This is a genomic window from Kribbella sp. NBC_01505 (assembly GCF_045040285.1).
GTDB lineage: Bacteria > Actinomycetota > Actinomycetes > Propionibacteriales > Kribbellaceae > Kribbella.
Genome location: NZ_CP109425.1, coordinates 7380558 through 7405025, shown reverse-complemented (window position 1 = coordinate 7405025; position 24468 = coordinate 7380558). Strand labels below are relative to the sequence as shown.

Here is a 24468-nt window from a genome sequence, read left to right as displayed (position 1 = left end):
ACCCAACCCCACGTTCAGCAAACCCCACGCAATTACTTCAGCACAGGGTCGGCCGCGACCGGCGCAGACTCGCGGAGGGCGGCCCGTTCGGCCAGCAAACCAACGACTTCCGGGCCGATCAGCGATACATCCCCGGCGCCCATCGTGACCACCAGGTCGCCCGGTACGGCGAGATCCGTGACCAGTTGCGGTACGGCGGACCAGGACGGCTCGAACCGTACTTGCTCCGGCTTCAGCGGCACGTGGTTGGCGAGCAGAGCGCCGGTGATGCCGGGCTCGGGGTCCTCGCGGGCCGCGAACACGTCCATCACGACAACCTCGTCGGCCAGCGCCAGCGCCTCGGAGAACGCAGCCGCGAAGATCCGCGTCCGGCTGAACAGATGCGGCTGGAAGCACGCGATCACGCGCCCCTCCCCCGCCACCTGCCGGGCTGCGGTCAGGTCGACCGCCAGCTCGGTCGGGTGATGCGCATACGAGTCGAAGACCCGGACACCGTCCTCGAGACCCTTGAACTCGAACCGCCGCCCGGTCCCGGTGAACGCGGCCAGCCCCTCGGCCAGGTCGGCCGCGGAGAAGCCGAGCCCGAGCCCGACCGTCAACGCCGCCGCCGCGTTCAGCACGTTGTGCTTGCCGGCCTGCTGCAGGTGCACGATCGGGAGCTTGCGCCCCCGGTAGACGGGCACGAAGGTCTGCACCGCACCGGTCGCCGTGAGCTCGGTCACCTGCAGGTCGACGTCGTCGGACTCGCCGTACGTCCGCACGTCGACCCCACGCTCACGCGCGTACGCCGTCAGCTTCCGCGCACCGGCGTCGTCGTGGCAGATGACCATGAACCCGCCCGGCAGCACGCGCGCCGTGAAGTCCTCGAACGCCTGCCGGTAGTTCTCCTCGGTCCCGTAGTTGTCCAGGTGATCGGGCTCGACCGATGTGACGATCGACACCTCGGGCGCGTACGTCAGGAACGACTTGTCCGACTCGTCGGCCTCGGCGACGAACAGGTCGCCGGTCCCGTCGTGGGCGTTGGAACCCGACTCGTTCAGGTTGCCACCGATCGCGTACGACGGGTCGACGGCGCAGTGCTGCAACGCCACCGTCAGCATCGACGTGGTGGTCGTCTTGCCGTGCGTCCCGGCGACCGCGATCGTCCGGCGGCCGACCATCACCGCGGCGAGCGCAGCGGCGCGCGGCAGGATCGGAATCCCGGCGGCCCGAGCGGCAACGACCTCAGGGTTGGTCTCGCGGATCGCGGTCGACACGACCACGGTGTCGACGTTCGCCACATTCTCGGCGGCGTGGCCGACCCAGCAGGTCGCGCCCAGCGCGCGCAGGGCGGCCAGAACCTTGCCGTCCTTGGCGTCCGAACCGGACACCTCGATACCCCGCGACGCCATGATCCGGGCAATCCCGGACATCCCGGCGCCGCCGATTCCCACGAAGTGCACCCGGCCGAGCTTCTCAGCCGGCAACAGAGTGTCAGGAGCGGTGACGATCACGAAGCAGACCTCACCACATCGAGGATGATCCGCGCCAATCGGTCGTCGGCATCCGTCCGGATAACGCCCGTCGCTGCTGTGGACATGGCTGTCAGACGCGCGGAGTCGTGCAGAAGTTGCGGCACCGTGGCGCGGACCCACTCCGGGGTCACCTCGGCGTTGTCGACGAGCAGGCCGCCGCCCGCATCCACGACAGGCTTGGCGTTCTGCCACTGCTCACCGTTACCGTGCGGCAACGGAACGTAGATGGCTGGCAGGCCGACACCGGAGACCTCGGTCACCGTGTTCGCGCCCGAGCGGCACACGACCAGGTCGGCCGCGGCATAGGCCAGATCCATCCGGTCGACGTACGACAGCACCTTGTACGGCGCCGGTCCGGTCTGCGCGACCTCCAGCGAATTCTTCGGGCCGATCACGTGCAGCACCTGGACCCCGGCCGCCTGCAGATCCGCGGCCGCACCGGCGAACGCCAGATTCAGCTGCTGCGCACCCTGCGAACCGCCGGTCACGAGCAGCGTCGGCAGCTCCGGGTCCAGCCCGAAGAAGGCCTGCGCCTCGGCGCGGACCGCGGCCCGGTCGAGAGTCGAGATCGCCCGCCGGATCGGCAGGCCGACGTACTGGGCATGCGGCAGTTCCGAGCCCGGGAAGGACGTGATGACGTGCTGGGTGCAGTACTTGGCGGCGAACTTGTTCGCGATGCCTGGTACGGCGTTGCCCTCGTGCACGACGATCGGCGTCTTGCGGCGCCACGCGGCGACGTACGCCGGGGTGGAGACGTAGCCTCCGAAGCCGACCAGGACGTCGGCCTTGGCCTCGTCCAGGGCCTTGCGGGCCGCGGAGACCGAGGCCAGCATCTTCCCCGGGACGGCGAGCAGGGCGGGCGTGGGCTTGCGCGGCAGCGGAACCGGCGGGATCAGCTCGAGGCGGTAACCGGCCTCGGGCACCACCCGGGTCTCGATCCCGCGCTCGGTGCCGAGGGCGAGGATCTCGATGGTCGGGTCGATCCGGCGCAACGCGTCGGCGGTGGCGATCAGGGGAGAGGTGTGGCCGGCGGTACCGCCACCGGCCAGGACGATGCTGGGCACAGCTTTCAACGCTCCTGCAGCTCTGTAGTTAGGGCGTACGGCGCGAAGGCAGCCAACCGAACCGCGGCCGTCTCGTCTCCTTGAGAGCGGCCTGCGCACCGGGTTCGACCTTCGCGAAGGACAGCAGCATGCCGATCGCGATCAACGTCGGCAGCAGTGCGGAACCACCGTACGACAAAAGCGGGAGCGGAATTCCCACGATCGGTAGCAGTCCGATCACGGCGCCGAGGTTGACCAGCGTCTGGGCCATGATCCAGACCGTGATCCCGGCGGCCGCATAGCGGACGAAGGGCTCCGTGTTCCGGGTCGCGATCCGGCAACCGGCGTACGCGAGGGTGAGGAACAGCGCGAGCACGGTCAGTGAACCGAACAGGCCGAGCTCCTCACCGATCACCGAGAAGATGAAGTCGGTGTGCGCCTCGGGCAGGTTGCCCCACTTCTGCCGGCTGTTCCCAATCCCGACGCCCCACCAGCCGCCGGTCGAGAGCGCGTAGAACGAGTGGTACGCCTGCCAGCCGACCTGGGTCGGGTCGGCGAACGGGTTCATGAACGAGGTGACGCGCTCCATCCGGTGGCTGGCCGTGGTGACGAAGTACCACGCGACGCTGCCGACCACCACGATCGTCGCGACGAACAGGCGGGTCGGCGCACCGACCACCCAGATCATCCCGATCATGATCGCCATCAGCACCAGCGACGTCCCGAGGTCGTGCTGGCCGACGACCAGCGCGATGATCAGGCCGCAGACCGGGACCATCGGCACCAGCAGGTGCTTCCACTGGGTCAGCAGCTTCTGCTTGCGGGCATAGAGATCCGCGCACCACATCACCAGCGCGAGCTTGGCGAACTCGCTCGGCTGGATCTGCAGCGGACCACCCAGCGTCAGCCAGTTGTTGTTGCCCTTCACACCCTTGCCGAGGCCGGGCACGTAGGTCAGCACCAGCAGCAGGACCGCGCCGAGCAGCGCGAGGTAGGCGAGCATCCGGAAGTGCCGCGGCGTCATCCGGGAGGCGACGTACGCCATCGGGAGACCGACGCCGACCCAGATCAGCTGGCGGATGAAGATCGTGTAGCTGTTCCCGTTCGCACGCAGCGACAGCACGCTGGACGCCGACAGCACCATCAGCAGCCCGAGCACCAGCAACAGGCCGGTCGCACCGAGCAGGATGTGGTACGACGTCAGTGGCCGGTCCAGCACCTCACGGATCGCAGCGATCCACGGGCGTTCCGGAACTCGGGTCTTCCGGTCGTCCGGCGGGTCCGCGATCGACGTCACGCGATCACCCCCGGATCAGTCCCGGAGACCGCGTACGGCTTCGGCGAAGGCGTCCCCGCGGGCTCCGTAGTTGGCGAACATGTCCCAGGACGCGCAGCCCGGCGCGAGCAGCACGGTGTCTCCCACCTGTGCCAGCTTCGCTGCCTCCCCCACCACGATCTCCATGGCTCCAGTGTCCGTTGACTCGACGACGATCTTCGGGACATCTGGAGCGTGTCGCTCAAGTGCTTCCGCGATGACGGCCTTATCTTGCCCCAGCAGGACCACGGCCCGAAGCCGGTCCTTCGCCGCGATCACCAGGTCGTCGAACGTCGCGCCCTTCGCCTGTCCCCCGGCGATCCACACGACGTGCTCGTACGCGAGCAACGACGCCTGGGCCGCATGCGGGTTGGTGGCCTTCGAGTCGTCGACATAGTTGACCCCGGCAACCTCCGCCACGTGGGCGATCCGGTGCTTGTCCGGCGTGAACCCGCGCAGCCCGTCCCGAACCGCAGCCGCCGGTACGCCGAAGGCGCGGGCCAGTGCGGCCGCGGCCAGCGCGTTCGCCACGTTGTGCGGTGCCGGCGGGTTCACGTCCTCGACCTTCGCCAACTCGAGCGCGGAGGTCTGCCGCTGCTCGACGAACGCACGGTCGACCAGCAGGTCCTCGACCAGGCCGACCATCGACAGGCCCGGCATACCGAGGGTGAAACCGATCGCGCGGCAGCCCTCGATCACATCGGCGTCCAGGACCAGCTGCTCGGTGACCGGGTCGGCGACGTTGTACACGCAGGCGACCTGGCAGTTCGTGAAGATCTTGCCCTTGTCCGCCGCGTAGGCGTCCATCGAGCCGTGCCAGTCGATGTGGTCCGGCGCCAGGTTCAGTACGGCGGCCGAGTGGGCGGACATCGAGTGCGTGAAGTGCAGTTGGTAACTGGACAGCTCGACCGCGATCACGTCGTACGGCTCGGGGTCCATGACGGCTTCCAGCAGCGGCAGCCCGACGTTGCCGGCGGCAACCGCACGATGCCCTGCGGCGGACAGGATCGCAGTCAGCATCTGCACGGTCGTCGTCTTGCCGTTGGTCCCGGTGACGCACAACCACGGCGCGGCGTTGGCGGGATCGCGCAGGCGCCAGGCCAGCTCGATCTCACTCCAGACCGGGATGTCCCGCTCGGCCGCTTGAGCCAGCAAGGGCGCGGACGGCGGTACGCCGGGGGACGTCACCACGATGTCGACGTCCTGCGGGAGCGTCGCCGTACTGCCTGGTCCGAGGGTACTGTGCTGGCCGAGAATGATGGTCGCGCCGAGGACCTCGAGGATCTGCGCCTTGTCGCGCAGGGCCTCGTTGTCGCGGTCGTCGACGACGATCACGTGCTCGGCGCCGGCCTGCAACAACGAGTCGGCGCACGCGTAGCCCGCCGTACCGAAGCCCAGCACGACGAACCGGGTGGTCGCCCAGCCGTCGTCGGTGCGGTTGGTGAGGGTCATCCGGCCACCCACTCGGCATAGAACAGGCCGAGGCCGATGACGACGCAGAGACCCTGGATGATCCAGAACCGGATCACCACGTTGATCTGCTCCCATCCGAGCATCTCGAAGTGGTGATGGAGCGGTGTCATCAGGAAGAGCCGTTTACCGGTACCGGTGGTGGCCTTGGTGAACTTGAAGATGCTGACCTGCAGGATCACCGAAGCGGTGATCATCACGAAGAGACCGCCGAGCAGCAGGACCAGCAGCTCGGTCCGGGTCATCACCGCGAGGCCGGCCACGGCGCCGCCCAGGGACAGCGAGCCGGTGTCGCCCATGAAGATCTTGGCCGGGGACGCGTTCCACCAGAGGAAGCCGAACAACGCGCCGGTCAACGCTGCCGCGACCACGGCAAGGTCGTGGGGATCTCGCACCTCGTAACACTTCGAGCCCGGCGCGGTCGCGCAGCTCTGGTTGAACTGCCAGATGCAGATCAGCGTGTAGGCGCCGAACACCATCATCGACGCGCCCGCGGCCAGACCGTCCAGACCGTCGGCCAGGTTCACGCCGTTCGACATGCCGTTGATCAGCAGCAGCACCCAGACCACCACGAGCACCGGGATCAGGTGCAGCCAGCTGATGTCGCGGATGAACGAGATGAACGGCGACGCCGGCCGCTGCCCGCGTGCGTCCGGGAACTGCAGCGCGAGCACCGCGAACGTCACCGCGATGAGCGTCTGCCCGGTCAGCTTCGCCTTGCTCCGCAGACCGAGGCTGCGCTGCCGGAAGATCTTGATGAAGTCGTCGACGAAACCGACCGCGCCCATCCCGGCGAACAGGAACAGCACCAGCAGGGCCGAGGCGGTCGGCTCGGTCATCGTGAACAGCTTCGCCGCGAAGTACCCGACGATGGTCGCGATGATGAAGACGAGACCACCCATGGTCGGCGTACCGCGCTTGGTCGCGTGCGACGTCGGGCCGTCGGTCCGGATCTCCTGGCCGTAACCGCGCTTGGCCAGCAGCGCGATCGCCCAGCGGGTACCGATCAGCGTCAGCACCATCGAGACAGCGCCACCGAACAGGATCGAGATCACTGGCCACTCTCCTCAGTCAATGTGGCCTCCTCGATCAGTGCGGTCGCCAGCTTGTCGAGCCCGACGAACCGGGACGCCTTCACCAGCACCACATCACCCTGCTGCAGCTCTTTGCCCAACAGCTCGAGCGCTTCGTCCATGGTGTCCACGTACGCCGACTCGTTGCCCCACGATCCTTCCAGCGAGGCACCGAGGTGGATCGGGCGGGCTGCCTCGCCGACTACGAGCAGGCGCTGCACATCCAGCCGGACCGCGAGGCGGCCGATCCCGTCGTGCTCCTCGGTGTGGCTGTCCCCCAGCTCACCCATCGGGCCGAGTACAGCCCACGTGCGGGCGCTGCGGGCCCGTCCGATCGCGACCAGCGCCTTCAGCGCGGCGCGGACCGACTCCGGGTTGGCGTTGTAGGCGTCGTTGATGACTGTCACGCCGTCCGGGCGCTCGGTCACCTCCATCCGCCACTTCGACGCAGCTGTCGCCGCACTGAGGCCCTCAGCGATCTGTGCGGGCGTCAGACCAACAGCCTGTACGGCGGCCGCCGCGGCGAGCGCGTTGGCAACCTGGTGCTCGCCGATGACCTGGAGCTGCACCGCATGCTCCTCGCCGCCGATCTGCAGGGTGAAGGACGGCCGCCCGAGCGGGTCCAGCTCAACATCGGTGGCGCGCACGTCCGCTCCGGCCGCCTCGCCCCAGGTGACCACGGTCTCCTGGGTACGGGACGCCATCGCGGCCACGCGCGGGTCGTCGGCGTTCAGGATCGCGGTCCCGCCCGGCCGGACTGCCTCGACCAGCTCGCCCTTCGCGACAGCGATCGCGTCCTGGCTGCCGAACTCGCCGATGTGCGAGTGCCCGACGTTCAGCACGAGGCCGACCTTGGGCGGGGTGATCCGGCACAGGTAGGTGATGTCGCCGACGTGCCGGGCGCCCATCTCCGCCACCAGGAAGCGTGTCGTGAAGTCGGCCTTGAGTGCGGTCCGCGGGTGCCCGATCTCGTTGTTCTGCGAGCCGATCGCCGCCACCGTCGGGCCGTACGGCGCGAGCAGCTGGGCGATCAGGTCCTTGGTGCTGGTCTTCCCGGATGAACCGGTCAAGCCGATGATCGTCAGATCCGGCAGGCGGCTGATGACCAGCGCGGCCAGGTCGCCGAGGGCCTGCTGGGCGTCGGCGACCACGATGCACGGGTAGCCGTCGACCGGACGGGTCGTAAGGGAGACGGTGACACCGGACTCGGTGACGGCGGGCACGAAGTCGTGGCCGTCGACGCGTTCACCGGGAAGGGCTACGAACAGTCCGCCCGGGACGGCCTCGCGGGAGTCGGTCACCACGGCGCCATCGACGACGGCAGCGGGGTCCACCCCCACGAGCTCGCCGTGGACCGCCGCGGCGATCTCCTCGCACCTGACGCCTATCACTGCTCTGCCTCCAACAACTCACGCACGGTTTCGCGGTCGTCGAACGGGTGGATCACGCCGCCGACGTCCTGGCCTGTCTCATGGCCCTTGCCCAGTACGACGACTGTGTCGCCCGGACCGGCCAGCTCGATCGCAGTGGCGATCGCCTGCCGACGGTCACCGATCTCATGCAGGTCGACGGCCGGAACCGCCTGCCGGGCTCCTGCGATCGCAGCGGCCCGGATACTGGCCGGGTCCTCGCTGCGCGGGTTGTCGTCGGTCACGATCACGACATCCGCCGTACGGGCTGCTGCCGCACCCATCGCGGGGCGCTTGCCGGGGTCGCGGTCACCACCACAGCCCACCACGCCGAACAGCCTGCCCTTCGTCGCGCCACGCGCTGCCTGCAAGGCCAGTGCGACCGCGTCGGGCGTGTGGGCGTAGTCGACGATCACCTGCAGACCGTCGTCGCGGGTGAACAGCTCCATCCGCCCTGGCACGCTGGCGTCGCGCAGTCCGGCCGCGATGGCCTCAGCCGGTACGCCGACCTGCCGGAGCATCGCGGTCGCCAGCAGCGCGTTCGACACGTTGAAGTCACCCGGCAGCCCGATCTCCACGGTCAGGGTCTCGTCCGGTCCCTGAATGTCCAGCACAGTGGTGCCGTGCTCGGACGCGTGCCGGTTGGCGACCGTCCAGTCGGCATCCCCCGCGACGGACACAGTCACGAGCGGTACGACGACCTGTGCGGCCAGTCTGCGGCCGTACTCGTCGTCGATGGTCACCACGGCGACGTCACACCGCTCCGGGGTGAACAGCGAGGCCTTGGCGGCGAAGTACTCCTCGAACGTCTTGTGGAAGTCCAGGTGATCCTGCGTGAGGTTGAGGAAGCCGGCCACGGCGAACCGCGCACCGTCCACCCGTCCCATCGCCAGTGCGTGGCTGGAGACCTCCATGGCGCACCAGCCGACCGACTGCTCCCGCATCACTCCGAACAGCGCCTGCAGGTCGGTGGCCTCTGGAGTGGTCCGGACGCTCTTCACGACCTCGTCGCCGATCCGCGTCTGGATCGTGCCGATCAGTGCGGTCGGACCGAGCCGCCGCAGTACGGCGTCGAGCAGGAAGCTGGTGGTGGTCTTGCCGTTCGTCCCGGTGATCCCGAGCAGGCGCAGCTGACTGGTCGGCTCGCCGTACACGCGGGAGGCGACCGCACCCAGCACCTCTCGGGGCCGATCGATCACCAGGACCGGCAGACCGGTCTCCTGGGCACGCTCAGCACCGGTGGGGTCGGTCAGGATGGCGGCCGCCCCGGCTTCCTTCGCCTTGGCGACGAACGCCGCGCCGTGCGTGACCGCTCCGGGCAGGGCGGCGTACAGGTCGCCAGGAAAGACTGAGCGGGAGTCGAGCGTGACTCCGGTGACCTGGACGGCTGGATCCGGGGCCTTGGCCCCGATGATCAGGGCCAGGTCGGCAAGGGCTACCGGCACCACGTGCCGGGGTCGGATCGCTGCTACGGCACCGCCTGCGGCGGTAGGGGTGGACACGGGCCCAGAGGCTACCGCTCCAGACCCTGCGACACCTACCTGACCCTGCGTCACCGCCTGTGTCACCAGGTGGTCGGGACGTTCTGCTGCTTCGCCCCCGTCGGAGGAACCGCGTACTTCTGCAGCGCGTAACTCATCACGTCCCGGAACACCGGACCTCCCTGGAAGCCACCACCCCGAGCACCCGTCGGGTCGTGCAGTACGACGTACACAACGAACCGCGGGTTGTCGGCCGGAGCGAATCCGGCGAAAGAAGTCGCCCACTTGCGGTAGCAACCGCAGGCGGAGTCGACCTGCTGCGCCGTACCGGTCTTGCCGGCCACCAGGTAGCCGTCGATCGCCGCCTGCGGCGCAGTGCCCTTGTCAGCGGTCACCGCCTCCATCATGGTGGCGACCTCCTTGGCGGCCTTCTCGCTCACCACACGGCGCGGTGGGGCGCTCTCGTTGGGCGTCAGACCGCCGTTGGGCTGGATCCAGTTGCGGACCAGCTTCGGCGGCACGTAGACGCCGCCGTTGGCCACCGCGTTGACCGCGGAAGCCTCCTGGACCGCGTTCACCGACAGGCCCTGGCCGAACGCGACGTTCGAGCGGGTGATCTCCGGCCACTCGTCGCCCTGCATCAGCCGGCCCTTGCTCTCGCCGGGGAAGCCCAGACCGGTGGGCTCGCCGAAGCCGAAGTCGTGCAGGTACTTCACGAACTGCGGGATCCGCATCTGCTGCGCGGCCATGATCGTCCCGACGTTCGACGACTTCGCGATCACGCCGGCGATGGTCAGGTTCAGCTTGCCGTGGTCCCAGTGGTCCTTGACCCGGGACGCACCGACCGGGATGCTGCCCGGCACCTGGAGCTTGGTGTTCAGGTCGATCAGCCCGGCGTCGGCCAGCGCGGCCATCGTGACGACCTTCTGCACGCTGCCCGGCTCGTAGGTCCGCTCCAGCGCCGGGTTCTTCAGGTCACCGGACTTGAACTTCTTCGCGTTCGGGTCGAAGGTCGGGTAGTTGGCCATCGCGAGGATCTCGTTGCTCTTGACCTCGGTCACGATCACCGTGCCACCACTGGCCTTGTACTTCTTGACCGCTTCCTCGATCCGCTTCTCGGCGAACCACTGCAGGTCCGCGTCCAGGGTCAGCTGGGCGCCGACACCAGGCCGCGGCTCCTCGACGGTGTGGTTCGCGTTCGGGATCTTGTTGCCGTTGCGGTCCACCTCGTACATCGACTTGCCGTCCTGACCGGACAGCTTGCTGTTCAGGCCGTACTCGAGACCGGACAGGCCCTTGCCGTCGTCCCCGGTGATGCCCACCACGGTCGCGGCGATCGAGCCGTTCGGGTGGCTGCGGATCGGGTCCGCCTCGGTGTAGATCCCGAGCAGCGCCGGCGCCTTCAGGCTGTCCGGCTTGCCCTTGTTCTGCTGGGCGAGCACCTTGTTGCCGGCCTTCATCTCGGCCTGGATCTCGTTCCACGTCTCCGGGCTGACCTCGCCGGCCAGCTTGACGTACCGGCCGGTGCCGGAGAGCTGCGCGAGCAGCTTGTCCGCCGTCGTGATCCCGGTGAGCTTCGGAGCCAGGATCGACACCAGCTGCGCCGCGACCGGCTTGGTCTGCTTCGGGTCCGCGGTGATCGCGACAGTGTCCTCGGTGACCGAGAACTCCACGCCGTTGCGGTCGGTGATCGAGCCACGCGACGCATGCAGGACGGAGGTCTTGTTGTTCTCCTTGCTCGCCGCCAGCGCGTAGCTGTCCGGGTCGACACCCTGCAACAGCACGAGGCGCCCGGCGAACAGCGACAGCACGAACGCCATCACTCCGAACGTCAGTCGCAGTCGCAGCGTGGACCGCCCGAGCTTCAGCGTCCGCGGCGGCTTCTTCACACGTGCCTTCTTGGGACGCGGCTGTGGCCGGTTCTGCGGCGGGCGCTTACGAGCGCTGCTCTTCTTGGCAGCGGTCTTCTTCGCCGGCGCCTTGCGCGGACCGCCTTCAGCAGCGGTACGGCGCGGCACCGGGCGACCGTCGCGTGGCGGCACCCGCTTGGCCGGTGCGGCCTTCTTGGCCGCTGCCTTCTTCGCAGGAGCTGCCTTCTTGACTGCAGCCTTCTTCACCGGACGGCGTGGCTCGGTCTGCTGCCGCTGCGCCTCTTCCTGCTCGCGGGCCTGCCGGAGCAGGCGCTCACGGGTGGACTCGGGACGCTGCGGCGTTGCGCGCGTGCGGTCCGTAGCGGGTGACGGACGAGACGGGGTGGAACGCGGCGGTGTACCGCGACCGGATCCGCCCTTGCGTGGCGGCTCGTTACCCCGTCGGTCCGTCATCCGATCATCCCCCGGTGGTCGTGTTGGCGGGTGGCTTCGTCGTACCGGGCTTGTTCGTGCCCGGTGTGACCGGCTTGTTGGTCTGCGTGTTCGCCGGCGGCTTGCTCGTCACCGGCGGCTTGCCGGCGGGCGGAGCCGACGGCTGCACGCCCTCCGGCGTACCGGGCCCGAACATCGCCTTGCCGGTGCCCGCCTTGCCTTCCTTCGGTACGCCGAGGACCTGGCCGTCGGACAGCCGCAGGAAGACCGGGTTCGGGTTCGGCACCATGCCCATCTTCAGCGCGCGGTCCGCCAGGTTCTGCGGCGACTCCAGCGTGCGGACCTCCTTCTCCAGCTGCTCCTGCTGGTCGCGCAACTGGCCGGCCTGCTCGTTCAGCTTGGTGATTCCGAAGGTCCCGCGCTGCAGTTCGGTGTTGAGCAGCAGCAGGCCGATCAGGCCGGCCGCCAGCAGCGACACCACGAAGATGACGAACGGCATCCGCGGTGGCCGGAACGGCGCGCCGTAGACGACGCGGAGCTTCGGCTCGGACCGCTTCGCCGGCGGCGTGGCCGGCTGGACGCGCGCCTTCTGTGGGCTGAACACAGTGCTCATCAGGCCACCATTCCCTTCTCGCGGACCCGCTCGGCCGCCCGCACGCGAACGGAGGCCGACCGCGGGTTCTCCGCGAGCTCCTCCTCGGTCGGCCGCTCGGCACCCCTGGTGAGGATCCGCAGATATGGTTCGTGGCCCGCCGGAATCACCGGCAGGTCGTCCGGTACGTCGGTCTTGGTGCCGGCCGCCAGCGTCTGCTTGGCGATCCGGTCCTCGAGCGACTGGTAGCTCATGACAACGATCCGCCCGTGCAGCGCCAGCGCCCGTAGTGCATTGGGCAGCGCACGACGCAGTACCTCGAGCTCGCCGTTGACTTCGATCCGCAACGCCTGGAACGTCCGCTTGGCCGGGTGCCCGCCGGTACGACGGGCCGCCTGCGGGATGGAGTCACGCACCAGCTCGGACAGCCGCGCACTGTTCGTGAACGGCTCGGTCTCGCGCTCCCGCACGATCCGGTCCGCGATCCGGCGGGAGAACTTCTCCTCGCCGTACTGGAACAGGATGCGCGCGAGCTCGGCCGAGCTGTAGGTGTTCAGGATGTCGGCCGCGGTGGTCGGGCCGGTCGAGTCCATCCGCATGTCCAGCGGCGCGTCCTGCGCGTAGGCGAAGCCACGGTCGGCCTCGTCCAGCTGCATCGACGAGACGCCGAGGTCGAACAGGATGCCGTCGATCGCCGGCACGCCGAGGTCGTCGAGCACCTGCGGCAGCTCGTCGTACACGGCGTGCACGAACGTGGTCCGGTCCTCGTACGGCGCCAGTCGCTCACCGGCCAGCCGCAGCGCGGCGGGATCCCGGTCGAGACCGATCAGCCGCATCTCGGGAAACTCACGCAGGAAGGCTTCGGAGTGACCGCCGAGCCCGAGGGTCGCGTCAACGAAAACAGCGCCGGGCCGCGTGAGTGCGGGAGCCAGCAGCGCGACCACGCGCTCCAGCATCACCGGCACATGCCGCTCCGACGCATCCATGTCTCGACCCTTCTCGTCGCTGCGGGAGCGACCCTGCCCCCGCAGGTCCCTGTTGTTCGTAGTGCAGTTGTTCGTAGTGCTGGTGAGTTGGCGACCGGATATGACTCCGTCCGGTCAGATCGCGGGTACGACGTCCGGGGAAGTACTCCGTCGTTTGGCGCCGGGGAAGTGGCGTCAACACTCGAAGTCGGAGGTCGGACCCGTGATCTCACCGGACGGCCGGTGTGCTCGCGCGCCGCAAACTCATTCTTTTGTCTCAGAAGATGCCGGGCAGAACCTCTTCGGAGAGATCGGCGAATGCCTGCTCCTGCTCCTGGGAGTACCTGTTCCAGTTCTCCGTGTTCCAGATCTCCACCCGGTTCATCGCCCCGATGACGACACAGTCGCGATCCAGTCCCGCGTAATCGCGCAGCATCGGCGGGATGGTGACCCGGCCCTGCTTGTCCGGCACCTCGTTGGAGGCTCCGGCGAACAACATCCGTAGGTAGTCCCGCGCACCCTTGTTGGTGATCGGCGCCTGCTTCAACTGCTCGGTCAGCTGGATGAACTCGCGCTCCGGCCACACGGACAGCGACCGCTCCTGTCCACGCGTGATGACCAGACCTTCAGCCAGTTCGTCCCGGAACTTCGCCGGCAGGAACAGCCGTCCTTTGTCGTCGAGCTTGGGGAAGTGAGTTCCGAGGAACACGCTCCACCTCCCCGTTGCGGACTCTCCGTCTCAGGCGAGCTGCTTTCCACCACTTCGGTTCCACTGCGCTCCACCTTACTCCACTTCGCCCCACCGTCAACCAACTTCCGCCCCCTGTCCCCCACCTCAAGCGCAAATCGACTGGGCGTGTCCCGCGTGTCGTTGCGCCGGAAGGCAGCGCGGAACGGGCCGGTGGAGCGAAGTGGAGGACGTGGTGGAGGAATGTGGAGGAGAGGGTTCAGAACGGGTAGAAGAAAGGTGCGAACCGAACGCGTGTTTCCGGCGTCGTACGGCGCACTCGGTATTTCCCCCACCCGTACGCTGGGAGGGGCACCGAAACGCCAGGTAACGAAACCTCGGCTGCTCTAGGTCCGACCCTCACTCCGGGTGAGAATGTGTCGGCCGTCAACGAATTTGGGGAGGACCCAGGGTGAGCACCACCGCGACCAGCCCGCTGGCAGGAGGCGGGGACTTCGACGAGCTGTCCGAAGTCGCCGGACGAGTCCGCCGCGCGATCGAGCAGGTGATCGAAGGCAAACCCGACGTGGTCGAGGTCGCCATCACCGTCCTGCTGGCCGAAGGCCATCTCTTGATCGAGGACGTACCGGGTGTCGGCAAGACGATGCTGGCCAAGGCGCTGGCGAAGTCGATCGACTGCACCGTGCGCCGGATCCAGTTCACGCCGGACCTGCTGCCGTCCGACATCACCGGTGTCTCGGTCTTCAACCAGGAGATCCGCGACTTCGAGTTCAAGCCCGGCGCGGTGTTCGCGAACATCGTCGTCGGCGACGAGATCAACCGCGCCTCGCCGAAGACCCAGGCCGCGCTGCTGGAGTCGATGGAGGAGCGCCAGGTCACCGTCGACACCACGACGTACCTGCTCGAGGCGCCGTTCATGGTCGTCGCGACGCAGAACCCGATCGAGATGGAGGGCACGTACCCGCTGCCCGAGGCCCAGCGCGACCGGTTCATGGCTCGTGTCTCGATGGGGTATCCCGAGCCGGCGGCCGAGCTCCGGATGCTCGACGGCCACGCGGCCGACAACCCGCTGGCGAACCTGCAGGCCGTCACCGACGGTCAGCAGATCCTCCGGCTGGTGAAGACCGTGCAGTCCGTACACGTCTCGGAGTCGGTGAAGGAGTACGCCGTCGCTCTCGTCGGTGCGACCCGTCGTTCGCAGGAGTTGCGCCTTGGCGCATCACCGCGGGCAACGCTGCACCTGATTCGGGCAGCACGTGCCGCGGCAGCGCTGGACTCCCGGGAGTTCGTCCTGCCGGACGACATCCAGGAGCTGGCGGTGCCGGTGCTGGCGCACCGTGTCCTTCCCGCGGCTGAAGCGCATCTCGGTGGGCGCGGATCAGCCGACATCGTCGCTGGGCTGGTCTCCTCGGTGCCGCTGCCTCGCACCCGTCGGGACTGAGCCGTGCGGCAGGCACTGCGCGGGCTGACCACCAGAGGGCGAGCGTTCGTGGCGGCCGGGATCACCGCGTCGCTGTGTGCGCTGCTGCTCGGGCAGAAGGACCTGTTGCGCGTCGGCATTCTGCTGGTCGCGCTTCCGGTCGTCGCTGCCCTGGTCGTCGGCCGCACCCGGCTGCGGCTGCAGGTCCGCCGCAGCCTCAGCCCGAACCAGATCCCGGTCGGGACCCAGGCCACCGTCGAGCTCGCGCTCAGCAACGAGGGCCGGATGCCGGCCGGGCTGCTGCTCCTCGAGGACCGCATCCCTTACGTACTGGGGCATCGGCCCCGGTTCGTGGTCGACCGCGTCAGCCCGAACTGGAAGCGTACGGTCACCTATCCGGTGAAGTCCGACGTACGGGGGCTGTTCCAGGTCGGGCCGTTGATGCTGACCGTGGCCGACCCGTTCGGGCTCGTCGAGACGAGCCGGACGTTCACCCGCAGCCAGCATCTGCTGGTCACACCGCGGGTCTACCAACTGCCCGAGATCCGGCTGGGTGCGGACCGGGCCGGCTCGGGTGAGAACCGGCCGCGCGCGATCGCCTCGGCCGGCGAAGAAGACGCGACCGTGCGTGAGTATCGCGACGGTGACGACCTGCGCCGGGTGCACTGGCGTTCGACCGCACGTCGCGGCGAACTGATGGTGCGCCGCGAGGAGCAGCCCTGGCAGAGCCGGTGCGCACTCTTCATCGACGCCCGGACGATCTCGCACCACGGCCACGGACCGTCGTCCAGCCTGGAGTGGGCGGTCAGTGCGGCCGCCTCGATCGGCGCGGACCGGATCCGCCGCGGCTACGCCACCACGATGCTCGGCGGGCCGACCACCATCTCGGCGATCAACCACCGCTCGTCGACCGCCGTCCATCAGCCTTTGACCTCGCAGGCACTGCTCACCGAGTGCGCCACCGTCGAGGAACACAAGTACGCCGAGATCGCTCCACTGCTCACCGTCGACCGCCACGCTCAGGACCCGAGCCTGGTGATCGCGATCCTCGGCGCGTGCAGCAGCGAGGACATCACCGCCCTCAACCGCTGGCGGACCAGCCAGGCCACCGGCGTCGCGCTCGTGCTCGACGCGGCCAGCTGGGCGGTCGGCGCCGAGGCGACCGAGAAGGGCGCCCGGTTGCGCGCCGCGACGGACGCCACCGAGAACGAACTGCGCCGCAACGGCTGGCGGGTCGCCAGAGTGCAGCGCGGTGACCAGGTACCCACCGTGTGGTCCGGGCTCGGGCTACGGACCGGGAGAATCGCATGACCGGACACGCCAGAATCTCGCTCGCCGCTTGGTGCGCCACGGTGCTCGGCTCGCTCGTGCTGACCCCGGTCTTCTCCGGGCCGTTCCTGTTCATCAGCGCGTTCCTGTGCGCGGTCATCACCGGCGTCGGCGTGCTGCTGCAGAACCTGCGCGCCCCGCGCGTCGTCGTACCGATCGTCCAACTCGTCGTGCTCGTCGAGCTGATCTCGATGTTCTTCCTGCACGAGACGATGAAGTTCGGCCTGCTGCCGACCGGTGGCACCGCGATCGAGTTCAACGCGCGCATGGTCGAGGCACTGAGCTCGATCAACCAGTACAGCGCTCCCCTGCCTCCCGACAAGAACCTGCTGCTGTTCGCCACCTCGGTGATCGCGGCGACCGGTCTGCTGATCCACGTGATCGCAGTCCAGCTCCGGCAGGCAGCCTGGGCCGGACTGCTGTTGCTGATCATGTACACCGTGCCGGCCGCGACGGTGCACGGCGGACTGCCCGCACTGCTGTTCATCCCGCCGGCCATCGGCTACATCGTGCTGCTGTCCGCGGAGGGTCGCAGCCGGCTCAGCAGATGGGGCCGGCGGATCTCCGGCGTCTCGCACCTGGACGCGGCCGAGCCGGTCGAGGCCTCCGCCCTCGGCCAGGCCGGGCGACGCATCGGGTTGAGCGTGGTGGCGCTGGCCGCACTGCTTCCGGCCCTGCTGCCGGCTCTGCCGGAAGGCGTGATCGGCAACGGCCTGGCCGGTGGCGGTGCCGGCGGCACCGGCATCGGCGCCACGATCTCCAAGACCGACCCGATGCTCGACATGGGCAAGAACCTCAAGCAGCCCCAGAACGACGTCGCCCTGACCTACAAGGGCGCGCCGTCCGGCGGCGTCTACACGCGACTGACCTCACTCGACCAGTTCGACGGGAACACCTGGCGGATCTCCGATCGTGGCAAGGGCCGCAAGATCGAGGACGCGCTGGTCCCGCCGCCCGGTTACAACACCGGCGATCTCAGTCGGGTGCCGAAGTACAAGCTGGATGTCTCGGTCAGCAAGATCCTCCGGGTCCAGTTCGCCCCGATCCCCTACCCGGCACAGTCGATCTCGCTGCGCCGCGACTGGGCGTACGACGCCAGTTCGCTGGACGTCTTCTCGACCGACAACGCGGTGGTCAGCGGCAAGAAGTACACCGTGACCGCGTACGACCTGCGCCCGACGGAAGAGCAGCTGCGCAACGCGGTCTCACGCGGCGCACCCGACCAGATCACCGATCAGATCCCCCGCAGCGTGCCGCAGAGCATCAAGGACCTGACCAAGCAGGTCACTGCGAACGCCGAGAACAACAAGTACGCCGAGGCCGTGGCGATCCAGAACTGGTTGCGCCGGGACGGTGGCTTCAACTACAGCACCGACAACCAGCGCGGCAGCGGGATGAAGGCCATCGAGGCTTTCCTGCTCAGGAACAAGAGCGGGTACTGCGAGCAGTTCGCGACCGGGATGGCGCTGATGGCGCGGATCGCCGGGATCCCGTCCCGGGTCGGCATCGGCTTCCTGCCGGGGCAGGCCGGCAAGGACGGTCAGTACACGGTCCGCATGCACGACATGCACGCCTGGCCGGAGCTGTACTTCGAGGGCACCGGCTGGGTCCGGTTCGAGCCGACGCCGGCCACCCGGGCGGCGACCACGCCGGACTGGACGGTCCCCTCGGGGAACCCGACCAACCCGAGCACGACGCCGACCACCGCGCCGACCACGCCGGGACAGACCGAGGACCCGAACATCTCCAAGCCCAACAACGGGCGGGACCCGACCGACAACGCCGGTGCCGGGAGCTTCGACAGCGGCAACTGGTTCACGAACGGTGGTGCTCGCACGATCGGGATCGTGGCCCTCGTCGTACTGGTGCTGCTGATCCCCTGGATCCTGCGCAGCCTGAACCGGCGCCGCCGGTTCAGCCGCCCGCCGAGCCGCGTCGCGGCCGAAGGGCTCTGGTCCGAGGTCCGCGACACGTCCCGCGACCTCGGCCTGGACTGGAACGACGTCTCGACACCGCGGCAGTCCGGCGAGTGGCTGATCACGAAGCTGCCCGAAGAGGCACATCCGTCGGCCCTGCGGCTTGCCCGCAGCATCGAAGCGATGCGGTACGCCGGTGCTGCCGACCTGGCCACGGACCTGCGACCGGACACGACCGTCATCCGCAAGGCACTGTGGAAGCAGGCTCCGGCCCGTCGTCGCTGGCGCGCCCGGCTGCTCCCGCCGTCCTGGCGCTGGTACCTGAGCCGCGGCACCACCGAGGCGTCCGATCTGCTGGACGAGTTCGACCTGCTGCTGGCCCGGCTGCGGAGCATGATCCTCCGCCGCCGGCACGCAAGCTGAGGCACCTGAGGTAGCAACGCAAACACCCCGAGCCCACCAGGGACTCGGGGTGTTTGTCGTGCGGAGCTGGTTGCTTCCTAGAGGTCTTCGTCGCGCCGGCGGCGCCAGCGGTCTTCCATCCGCTCCATGAAGCTGCCAGACGAGTCATGTTTGGTCCGGTGCCGCTTCGAGGACGGTGGCGGCGGCGGTAGGTCGTCGGCGTCGCCCGCGTTGCTGATCCGCTTCATACTCAGCGCGGCGATGTACAGACAGGCGACCATCATCACGAAGCCGATGACGCCAATGATCGTGTTGGGGACGATCGCACCGGTCATCAGCACCGCGATGCCCAGCACGAATCCGACGCCGGCGAGCACTGCCCGGCGCTTGTAGTAAGCGCGCACATTGGTCCCTCGCATGGCGGAGACAAACTTCGGGTCTTCCGCTGCCAGGGCGCGTTCGAGCTGCTCGAACTGGCGCTGCTCTTCTTCCGAGAGGGGCACCGTCGATCCCTCCATGGTGAGCGCGATCTCGATAGGCCACCTTCAGTCTAGGCCGCGCCAGCGTCACACGAAACCCTGACCGCCTGTCCCGCGCGTCACGGTCCCGCAACTCCCCTCGTCACACTGCCCCCGAAGCCGCCGCTTCACGGCGTTTCAGCACCCCTTCAGGTGCCCCGGCGCGCTCAATTCCGGTCCGGAACCGCTCCCGGAACAGATACTGCGTGATCAACCACACTCTGCAACCTTCACCCGATTGCGTGGCCTCTGAGAGGTCAGCGAGTGGCGAGGATGTGCAGCTGGGTGGCCAGCGCCCGGAAAGCTGGGTGCTGGCTGGCAGTTCGCTCCAGGTCCGCGAGCGACTCGGCCGCGCCCGGCTCGGAGTCGACGAAGGCCGACGGAACCAGATCGGCGAAGGTCCGCACCCCGTGCACGGTGTGCACCATGAAGCCGGCGTCCGCGAGCTGCGCGGCGATCCCGGCCTCGTCGAACCGGCGCGGCATCGGATCGTTCGCACCCCAGCGGCCGTCCGGATCCTGCAGCGCGACCCGGGCGTCGGTCAGGTGACCGGCCAACGCGCGCGCCAGCACCACCGCGTTGCGCTGGGCAACCAGCAGGCTCAGTACGCCGCCCTCCCGCAACACCGAGGCCATCGCCTGCAGCGCCTGCACGGGATCATCGACGTACTCGAGGACGCCGTGACAGAGCACGGCATCCGCGCTCGACTCCCCCGCCAGCCCGGGTAGCTCGGTCGCATCACCCTGTACGCCGCGGACCAGCTCACTCACGCCTTCGTCCCGCGCCCGCCGCTCCAGCGACGCCAACGCGTCCGGGCTCGGGTCGACCACGGTCACCCGATGCCCTTCGACCGCCAGCGGCACAGCGAATCCGCCGGTGCCACCGCCCAGGTCGACGATGTCGAGGCCTGCTCCTGGATCGACCCGGCTCCGCCCCGCCAACGCAACGCGCAGAGCCTCGCCCACCAGCGCCGTCCGCACGGCCCGCCGCCGCCGATCCACCATCACGCAAACCCTTCCACGACGCCAACCCCCGACGCGCCACACCCTACTTCCCGCGTTGCCACAACCAGCAAACCCCGCCACCGAACCCCGTTCCGCCCCTACCATCGACCGGTGGGAATCTTCTCGCGCAAACAGCCGCCGATCAGCACCGAGGGCCTGCTCCTCGACCAGACCTGGGACGACCCGCCCCTCGACGCGGCCTACGCCGCCGTCCGCCACGGCGATCTGTCGACCGGTCTGATGCTTCTGAAGTCCAGCCCGCACAGCACCGACCTACGCTCGATCCGCATGACCGGCCTCGCCAATGCGGCAATCGGCCAGAGCGAAGCCCTCGAACTACGCCTCGAGGCTCTCCCCGGCGACCCCGACCTCCTCTGCTGGCTAGCCCAGACCCTCGTCTTCGAAGCCTGGGAGGTTCGGTCGGCGTACCGGGCCACACACGTCTCGCAACAGCAGTTCACGACCTTCCACGACATCCTGCGGACGGCGAACCGAGTTGTCACCGACGCGATCGACGGCTCCCCGGACGACGTCACGCCGTGGATCGCGTTGCAGTGGATCGCCCTCGGTCTGCAGTTCTCACTCGACGACAAGTGGCTCGTGTTCCGCAACGCGCTCGCCCGGCAGCCGGACTCTTATCTCGCCCACGCACGCCACGTTCAGACCATCGCACCGAAGTGGACCCGTCGCCCGGTCGAGGAGTTGCTCCAGTTCGGCCGCGACGCCGCGTTCGCATCGCAGCCCGGACGAGCACTCGGGCCAGGCATCCTGGCGCTGGTCTTCGCCGAAGCGATCGCCGAGATCGCGGGCGACCAGGCGAATCGCGATGCTCGGCTGAAGGAGCTGATCGTCGGCCGCAGCAGCATCCTGACCGACGCCATCACTCGCTGGTGGAACCCCGGCCACCTCCCCGAGGCCGCCGACCAGGAGGCCCACCAAGCCGTCGCCTTCACGCTCCGCGCCTTCAGCCACGCCGAGCACGCACTGCAGCACGCAAACCTCACGCGCGGCCGCATCAGCCACAACCCCTGGTGGATCTCCGGCAACGACCCCCTCACCGGCTTCGCCACCGCCCGAGCCAACCGCATGCGCATCTAACAGCGATCCCGCCACCATGAACAACTGCAGGTAGCCGCCCCGTGAGCGGGCGCGAACACCTCCCGCCGCCGCAACAGCACCCATCAACCACACACCTGCAGTCCTTGATGCCACTGGGTGCCAGTGTGCAGATTCTGCGGGGATCTCCTGCCTCTGACCGGCAGCAAGCCCCCGCAAACCGTGCGATTCGGCTCGCTGGGATGCGGCCGGAGCGGGTGAGCGCCGGGATGCTCGCCGCTGCGGCCGATTTACAGAGACGGACAGCTAAGCGGGTCGACGGCTGTGGGGGATGGCGAGGGCAGTGACCGAGGTTCCGGTTGCTTGAGCTTCCGGGCTACGGCTGGGGTGCGTGCGGTGACGGCAGTCGGAAACTTCTCGTCGCATGAGCTTCCGGGCTCCGGTTGCGGTCCAGAAAACGAGGGGATCTCCCCGCAGGTTGCCCCTTCTCCCCTCAAAATATGAGCAGAGAAGGGTCAACCTGAACGGATATCCACCGAAGTTCCGCAGCCCAGGCACACAATCCGAACCCCCGTGCTCGACCACCGCGACGGATCAGCCACACACCACCCAAGCCACACGGCTCTCGGCTAAACCGGCCGCAGCGGCGACCAGCCACCGCCTACCGAACCGGCCGGATCACCAACCGGCCCAACCGCAAACACCCCACCAGGGAACGCGAAGACCTGACCCCAGATGTCCCACCACCCACGGGCTGTACAAAGGCGACATGCCCTGGTTGATCGCCGCCGCGGAGCCCCGCAGCCAACGTCCGACGATCCGGAGACGACGTACGCGGTTCTTTCGGACGTTGTGTGAGCGGGTAGCTAACGTCCGACGATCCGGAGACCAGGTGTGCGGTTCTTTCGGACGTTGCGGGGGTGGCGTGGCGGTGGGATGCGCGGTTGGAGGGGGACGTGGGTCAGCCCATCTCCCCGCGCCTCTGGGGGTGATGGGCTGACTGGTTGGGGGGTATTAGCTGGCTTGCATCCAGGGTTGGGCGAGGACCGAGGCGGGGTCGGTGGTGGCGGTGAGGGCAGGGGTGGTGGAGAGGCGGAGGCTTGCTTCGACCTGGCTGTAGAAGGTTTCTACGGCGCGGATGAGGTCGTCGGCCTCGCGGGTGGTCACGGAGCGCTCCAGGCCGGCCTCGGCGGCGGCGCGCTGGGCGGCGCCGGCGGCGAAGAAGGTCGCCCACTCGGCGAACTCCGGCGCCACCTCGGCGAGCAGGACCCAGGCGTTGCGCTGACGGCGGCGGTTGCCCGAGCGGGTCGGGCGGGCGCGGACGGCGAGGACCGCCGCGGCGACGCGGAGCGCGGCGATGTGCGCGCTCGAGTAGCGGATCAGGTGGTCACTCGTATCGATCGCCTCGGCCAGGGCGGCGCGGGCACGGAACAGCTCGCGGCCGGCTGCACCGGCTGCTATCGGAGACACCGGAGAAACGGTCATCGGTCGGTCACCCTTTCCAGTTGCCAGCGGCCGGAGTCCGGGTCGTGCGCCAGGTCGAACAGCTCCCGCCGTCCGTGCCGGCCGCAGCCCGCCTCCACTCGGTACACCGCGCGCCGCGGACCCCAGTCCGCGTCCAAGACACCAACGGCTGCGGGGCTGGTCACCATTCCCGCGCCGGAATCGAACATGCCCGCGGCGGCCATCACGGCCCCCACGGTCGCCATCCCCTGCTCCTGGGTCCCGGGAGCGTGCGCGGCGACGCGCTCGGCGCGGGAACGGGGATGCGCCGGCGTCGCCGCGCCGCTCGGGACCCGCTGCGACCAGGGGTCGAGCCGGTCGTCGTGGGCGGCGGTGCCGATCACGCCGCGCTCCCACCAGGCGGCGGTCTCGGTCCAGTGCGCCTGCACCGAACAGACCCGCCACAAGCGGCCGCGCCAGAGGAACTGCTCAGGAGACTCGAGGCCGTCCACGACACTCGAACGCACCTCGACGGCTTCGTCGAACTCCCACATGCTCCATCGCCTCCTGTGTGCGAACCGCTGCTGCTCTTGACCGACGGCGGGGTCGGAGTCCCGGTGAGCGGGACCGTGATGGGGGTCGAGGTCCACCACGGCACCCGGCTCACCGGGAGCACCGGATCCCGATGCGGCCGCAACTCCGCACCGGGGCCGTCCAGCTGCCCGGGTCACCTCCGGCCGGTCTCCCGACGAGGCCGGACCGAAGGTAATCGAACATCTGTTCGAACACTTGAAGAGTAGCGTTGCCCGGCCGCAATCGTCAACGGGCCGTAAGCCCGGCGCGTCGCCGTGCGACCGATCCGCCCGACAGACTGGAGGCACGCAGACGAGAGGACGGTCCATGAAGCGGACAGCACTGGTCGCCACGGCGGCGGTCGCCGTGCTCGCGGCGGCAGCGATCGCGCTACCGCTCTTCCAGCCCTGGCGGCTGCTCACCGACAAAGCTGTCGACGACGCGCTGCCCGGCGCCTCCCCCAGTTCCGTCCCGATCTCCATACAGCCATCGTCGACGACGCCACCGACAGTTTCGGTGGCTCCGACCTCCGGGCCCCCGGCAACGACCGCGCCGAAGACCCCGGCCACGACGAAAGTGCTTTCCAAGGGCAGCCTGATCTCACACGAACACGGCACCTCGGGCGACGTCGCCGTACTGCGACTGCCTGACGGCTCCCGCGTCCTGCGGCTGGAGAACCTCGACACCTCCGACGGACCGGATCTCAGGGTCTGGCTCAGCGACGCCGCGGTGCTGCCCGGCCGAGCCGGCTGGCACGTGTTCGACGACGGCCGCTATCAGGCACTCGGTCGCTTGAAAGGCAATCAGGGCAACCAGAACTACCCCATCCCGGCGAGCGTCCAGCTCGATGACTTCCGCAGCGTGACGATCTGGTGCGACCGGTTCAACGTGTCCTTCGGGGCAGCGGAGCTGAAATCGGTGTGACCGCCATGGAGCCCGAGGCCTAAGCTGCAG

General features: G+C 68.7%; 20 protein-coding genes. 5 read left to right on the top strand and 15 right to left on the bottom strand.

Annotated features, from left to right (window positions below):
• Positions 1 to 32: 32 nt before the first annotated feature.
• The 11 genes from murC to mraZ form a co-directional block, all read right to left on the bottom strand.
• On the bottom strand, positions 33 to 1493 hold the full coding sequence (murC, locus tag OG474_RS34805; RefSeq protein ID WP_405057867.1) for a UDP-N-acetylmuramate--L-alanine ligase: 1461 nt from the start codon (positions 1491 to 1493) through the stop codon (positions 33 to 35).
• On the bottom strand, positions 1490 to 2578 hold the full coding sequence (gene murG, locus OG474_RS34800) for an undecaprenyldiphospho-muramoylpentapeptide beta-N-acetylglucosaminyltransferase (RefSeq protein WP_405057866.1): 1089 nt from the start codon (positions 2576 to 2578) through the stop codon (positions 1490 to 1492). Before murG ends, murC begins: the two co-directional genes overlap by 4 nt.
• A 28-nt stretch (positions 2579 to 2606) precedes the next feature.
• On the bottom strand, positions 2607 to 3854 hold the full coding sequence (gene ftsW / locus OG474_RS34795; RefSeq protein ID WP_405057865.1) for a putative lipid II flippase FtsW: 1248 nt from the start codon (positions 3852 to 3854) through the stop codon (positions 2607 to 2609).
• Between the two features lie 15 nt (positions 3855 to 3869).
• The gene (murD, locus tag OG474_RS34790; protein WP_405057864.1) at positions 3870 to 5324 is read right to left on the bottom strand and encodes a UDP-N-acetylmuramoyl-L-alanine--D-glutamate ligase; all 1455 of its coding nucleotides are present in this window, start codon (positions 5322 to 5324) and stop codon (positions 3870 to 3872) included.
• Positions 5321 to 6397, bottom strand: coding sequence for a phospho-N-acetylmuramoyl-pentapeptide-transferase (mraY, locus tag OG474_RS34785; protein ID WP_405057863.1), 1077 nt, complete (start codon positions 6395 to 6397; stop codon positions 5321 to 5323). The genes murD and mraY overlap by 4 nt, the downstream gene beginning before the upstream one ends.
• The gene (murF, locus tag OG474_RS34780; RefSeq protein WP_405057862.1) at positions 6394 to 7806 is read right to left on the bottom strand and encodes a UDP-N-acetylmuramoyl-tripeptide--D-alanyl-D-alanine ligase; all 1413 of its coding nucleotides are present in this window, start codon (positions 7804 to 7806) and stop codon (positions 6394 to 6396) included. The genes mraY and murF overlap by 4 nt, the downstream gene beginning before the upstream one ends.
• Positions 7803 to 9326 (bottom strand): UDP-N-acetylmuramoyl-L-alanyl-D-glutamate--2,6-diaminopimelate ligase, encoded by a 1524-nt coding sequence (locus tag OG474_RS34775; RefSeq protein WP_405057861.1) that lies wholly within the window; start codon positions 9324 to 9326, stop codon positions 7803 to 7805. The genes murF and OG474_RS34775 overlap by 4 nt, the downstream gene beginning before the upstream one ends.
• A gap of 62 nt (positions 9327 to 9388) precedes the next feature.
• Complete coding sequence (locus OG474_RS34770; protein WP_405057860.1) at positions 9389 to 11629, bottom strand: peptidoglycan D,D-transpeptidase FtsI family protein; 2241 nt, start codon at positions 11627 to 11629, stop codon at positions 9389 to 9391.
• 4 nt (positions 11630 to 11633) lie between these two features.
• A complete protein-coding gene (locus OG474_RS34765; RefSeq protein WP_405057859.1) occupies positions 11634 to 12221 on the bottom strand; it encodes a hypothetical protein in 588 nt (195 codons plus the stop codon).
• Complete coding sequence (rsmH, locus tag OG474_RS34760; protein WP_405057858.1) at positions 12221 to 13186, bottom strand: 16S rRNA (cytosine(1402)-N(4))-methyltransferase RsmH; 966 nt, start codon at positions 13184 to 13186, stop codon at positions 12221 to 12223. The genes OG474_RS34765 and rsmH overlap by 1 nt, the downstream gene beginning before the upstream one ends.
• 256 nt (positions 13187 to 13442) lie before the next feature.
• Entirely contained in the window at positions 13443 to 13874 is a 432-nt protein-coding gene (mraZ, locus tag OG474_RS34755) for a division/cell wall cluster transcriptional repressor MraZ (RefSeq protein WP_405057857.1), read from the bottom strand.
• Positions 13875 to 14304: 430 nt separating this feature from the next.
• On the opposite strand from mraZ, the gene OG474_RS34750 reads away from it, so the two are divergent.
• From OG474_RS34750 to OG474_RS34740, 3 genes are read left to right on the top strand one after another with little or no spacing between them, the layout of a single operon-like run.
• Entirely contained in the window at positions 14305 to 15294 is a 990-nt protein-coding gene (locus OG474_RS34750; RefSeq protein WP_405057856.1) for an AAA family ATPase, read from the top strand.
• Between the two features lie 3 nt (positions 15295 to 15297).
• Entirely contained in the window at positions 15298 to 16584 is a 1287-nt protein-coding gene (locus OG474_RS34745; RefSeq protein WP_405057855.1) for a DUF58 domain-containing protein, read from the top strand.
• Complete coding sequence (locus tag OG474_RS34740) at positions 16581 to 18941, top strand: transglutaminaseTgpA domain-containing protein (RefSeq protein ID WP_405057854.1); 2361 nt, start codon at positions 16581 to 16583, stop codon at positions 18939 to 18941. The genes OG474_RS34745 and OG474_RS34740 overlap by 4 nt, the downstream gene beginning before the upstream one ends.
• Positions 18942 to 19018: 77 nt before the next feature.
• On the opposite strand, the gene OG474_RS34735 is transcribed toward OG474_RS34740, so the two are convergent.
• Together OG474_RS34735 and OG474_RS34730 are read right to left on the bottom strand one after the other, a co-directional pair.
• Complete coding sequence (locus OG474_RS34735) at positions 19019 to 19438, bottom strand: DUF3040 domain-containing protein (RefSeq protein ID WP_405057853.1); 420 nt, start codon at positions 19436 to 19438, stop codon at positions 19019 to 19021.
• A gap of 257 nt (positions 19439 to 19695) precedes the next feature.
• A complete protein-coding gene (locus tag OG474_RS34730) occupies positions 19696 to 20442 on the bottom strand; it encodes a class I SAM-dependent methyltransferase (protein WP_405057852.1) in 747 nt (248 codons plus the stop codon).
• Positions 20443 to 20553: 111 nt separating this feature from the next.
• On the opposite strand from OG474_RS34730, the gene OG474_RS34725 reads away from it, so the two are divergent.
• On the top strand, positions 20554 to 21540 hold the full coding sequence (locus OG474_RS34725) for a hypothetical protein (protein ID WP_405057851.1): 987 nt from the start codon (positions 20554 to 20556) through the stop codon (positions 21538 to 21540).
• Positions 21541 to 22512: 972 nt separating this feature from the next.
• Here the strand turns inward: OG474_RS34725 and OG474_RS34720 are convergent.
• Both OG474_RS34720 and OG474_RS34715 read right to left on the bottom strand, forming a co-directional pair.
• Positions 22513 to 22983, bottom strand: a complete 471-nt coding sequence (locus OG474_RS34720) for an SAV_6107 family HEPN domain-containing protein (protein ID WP_405057850.1) — start codon at positions 22981 to 22983, stop codon at positions 22513 to 22515.
• Positions 22980 to 23495, bottom strand: coding sequence for a DUF6504 family protein (locus OG474_RS34715; RefSeq protein WP_405057849.1), 516 nt, complete (start codon positions 23493 to 23495; stop codon positions 22980 to 22982). Before OG474_RS34715 ends, OG474_RS34720 begins: the two co-directional genes overlap by 4 nt.
• Positions 23496 to 23841: 346 nt before the next feature.
• Between OG474_RS34715 and OG474_RS34710 the strand changes: the two genes are divergently transcribed.
• The gene (locus OG474_RS34710) at positions 23842 to 24438 is read left to right on the top strand and encodes a DM13 domain-containing protein (protein WP_405057848.1); all 597 of its coding nucleotides are present in this window, start codon (positions 23842 to 23844) and stop codon (positions 24436 to 24438) included.
• Positions 24439 to 24468: the final 30 nt, after the last annotated feature.

What these genes read in the sequence shown, in the direction of transcription:
- murD (WP_405057864.1), bottom strand. Translation starts at nt 5,324, where the DNA reads ATGACCCTCACCAACCGCACCGACGACGGCTGGGCGACCACCCGGTTC.
- OG474_RS34770 (WP_405057860.1), bottom strand. Translation starts at nt 11,629, where the DNA reads ATGACGGACCGACGGGGTAACGAGCCGCCACGCAAGGGCGGATCCGGT.
- OG474_RS34765 (WP_405057859.1), bottom strand. Translation starts at nt 12,221, where the DNA reads ATGAGCACTGTGTTCAGCCCACAGAAGGCGCGCGTCCAGCCGGCCACG.
- rsmH (WP_405057858.1), bottom strand. Translation starts at nt 13,186, where the DNA reads ATGGATGCGTCGGAGCGGCATGTGCCGGTGATGCTGGAGCGCGTGGTC.
- OG474_RS34740 (WP_405057854.1), top strand. Translation starts at nt 16,581, where the DNA reads ATGACCGGACACGCCAGAATCTCGCTCGCCGCTTGGTGCGCCACGGTG.
- OG474_RS34735 (WP_405057853.1), bottom strand. Translation starts at nt 19,438, where the DNA reads ATGGAGGGATCGACGGTGCCCCTCTCGGAAGAAGAGCAGCGCCAGTTC.
- OG474_RS34730 (WP_405057852.1), bottom strand. Translation starts at nt 20,442, where the DNA reads ATGGTGGATCGGCGGCGGCGGGCCGTGCGGACGGCGCTGGTGGGCGAG.
- OG474_RS34720 (WP_405057850.1), bottom strand. Translation starts at nt 22,983, where the DNA reads ATGACCGTTTCTCCGGTGTCTCCGATAGCAGCCGGTGCAGCCGGCCGC.
- OG474_RS34715 (WP_405057849.1), bottom strand. Translation starts at nt 23,495, where the DNA reads ATGTGGGAGTTCGACGAAGCCGTCGAGGTGCGTTCGAGTGTCGTGGAC.
- OG474_RS34710 (WP_405057848.1), top strand. Translation starts at nt 23,842, where the DNA reads ATGAAGCGGACAGCACTGGTCGCCACGGCGGCGGTCGCCGTGCTCGCG.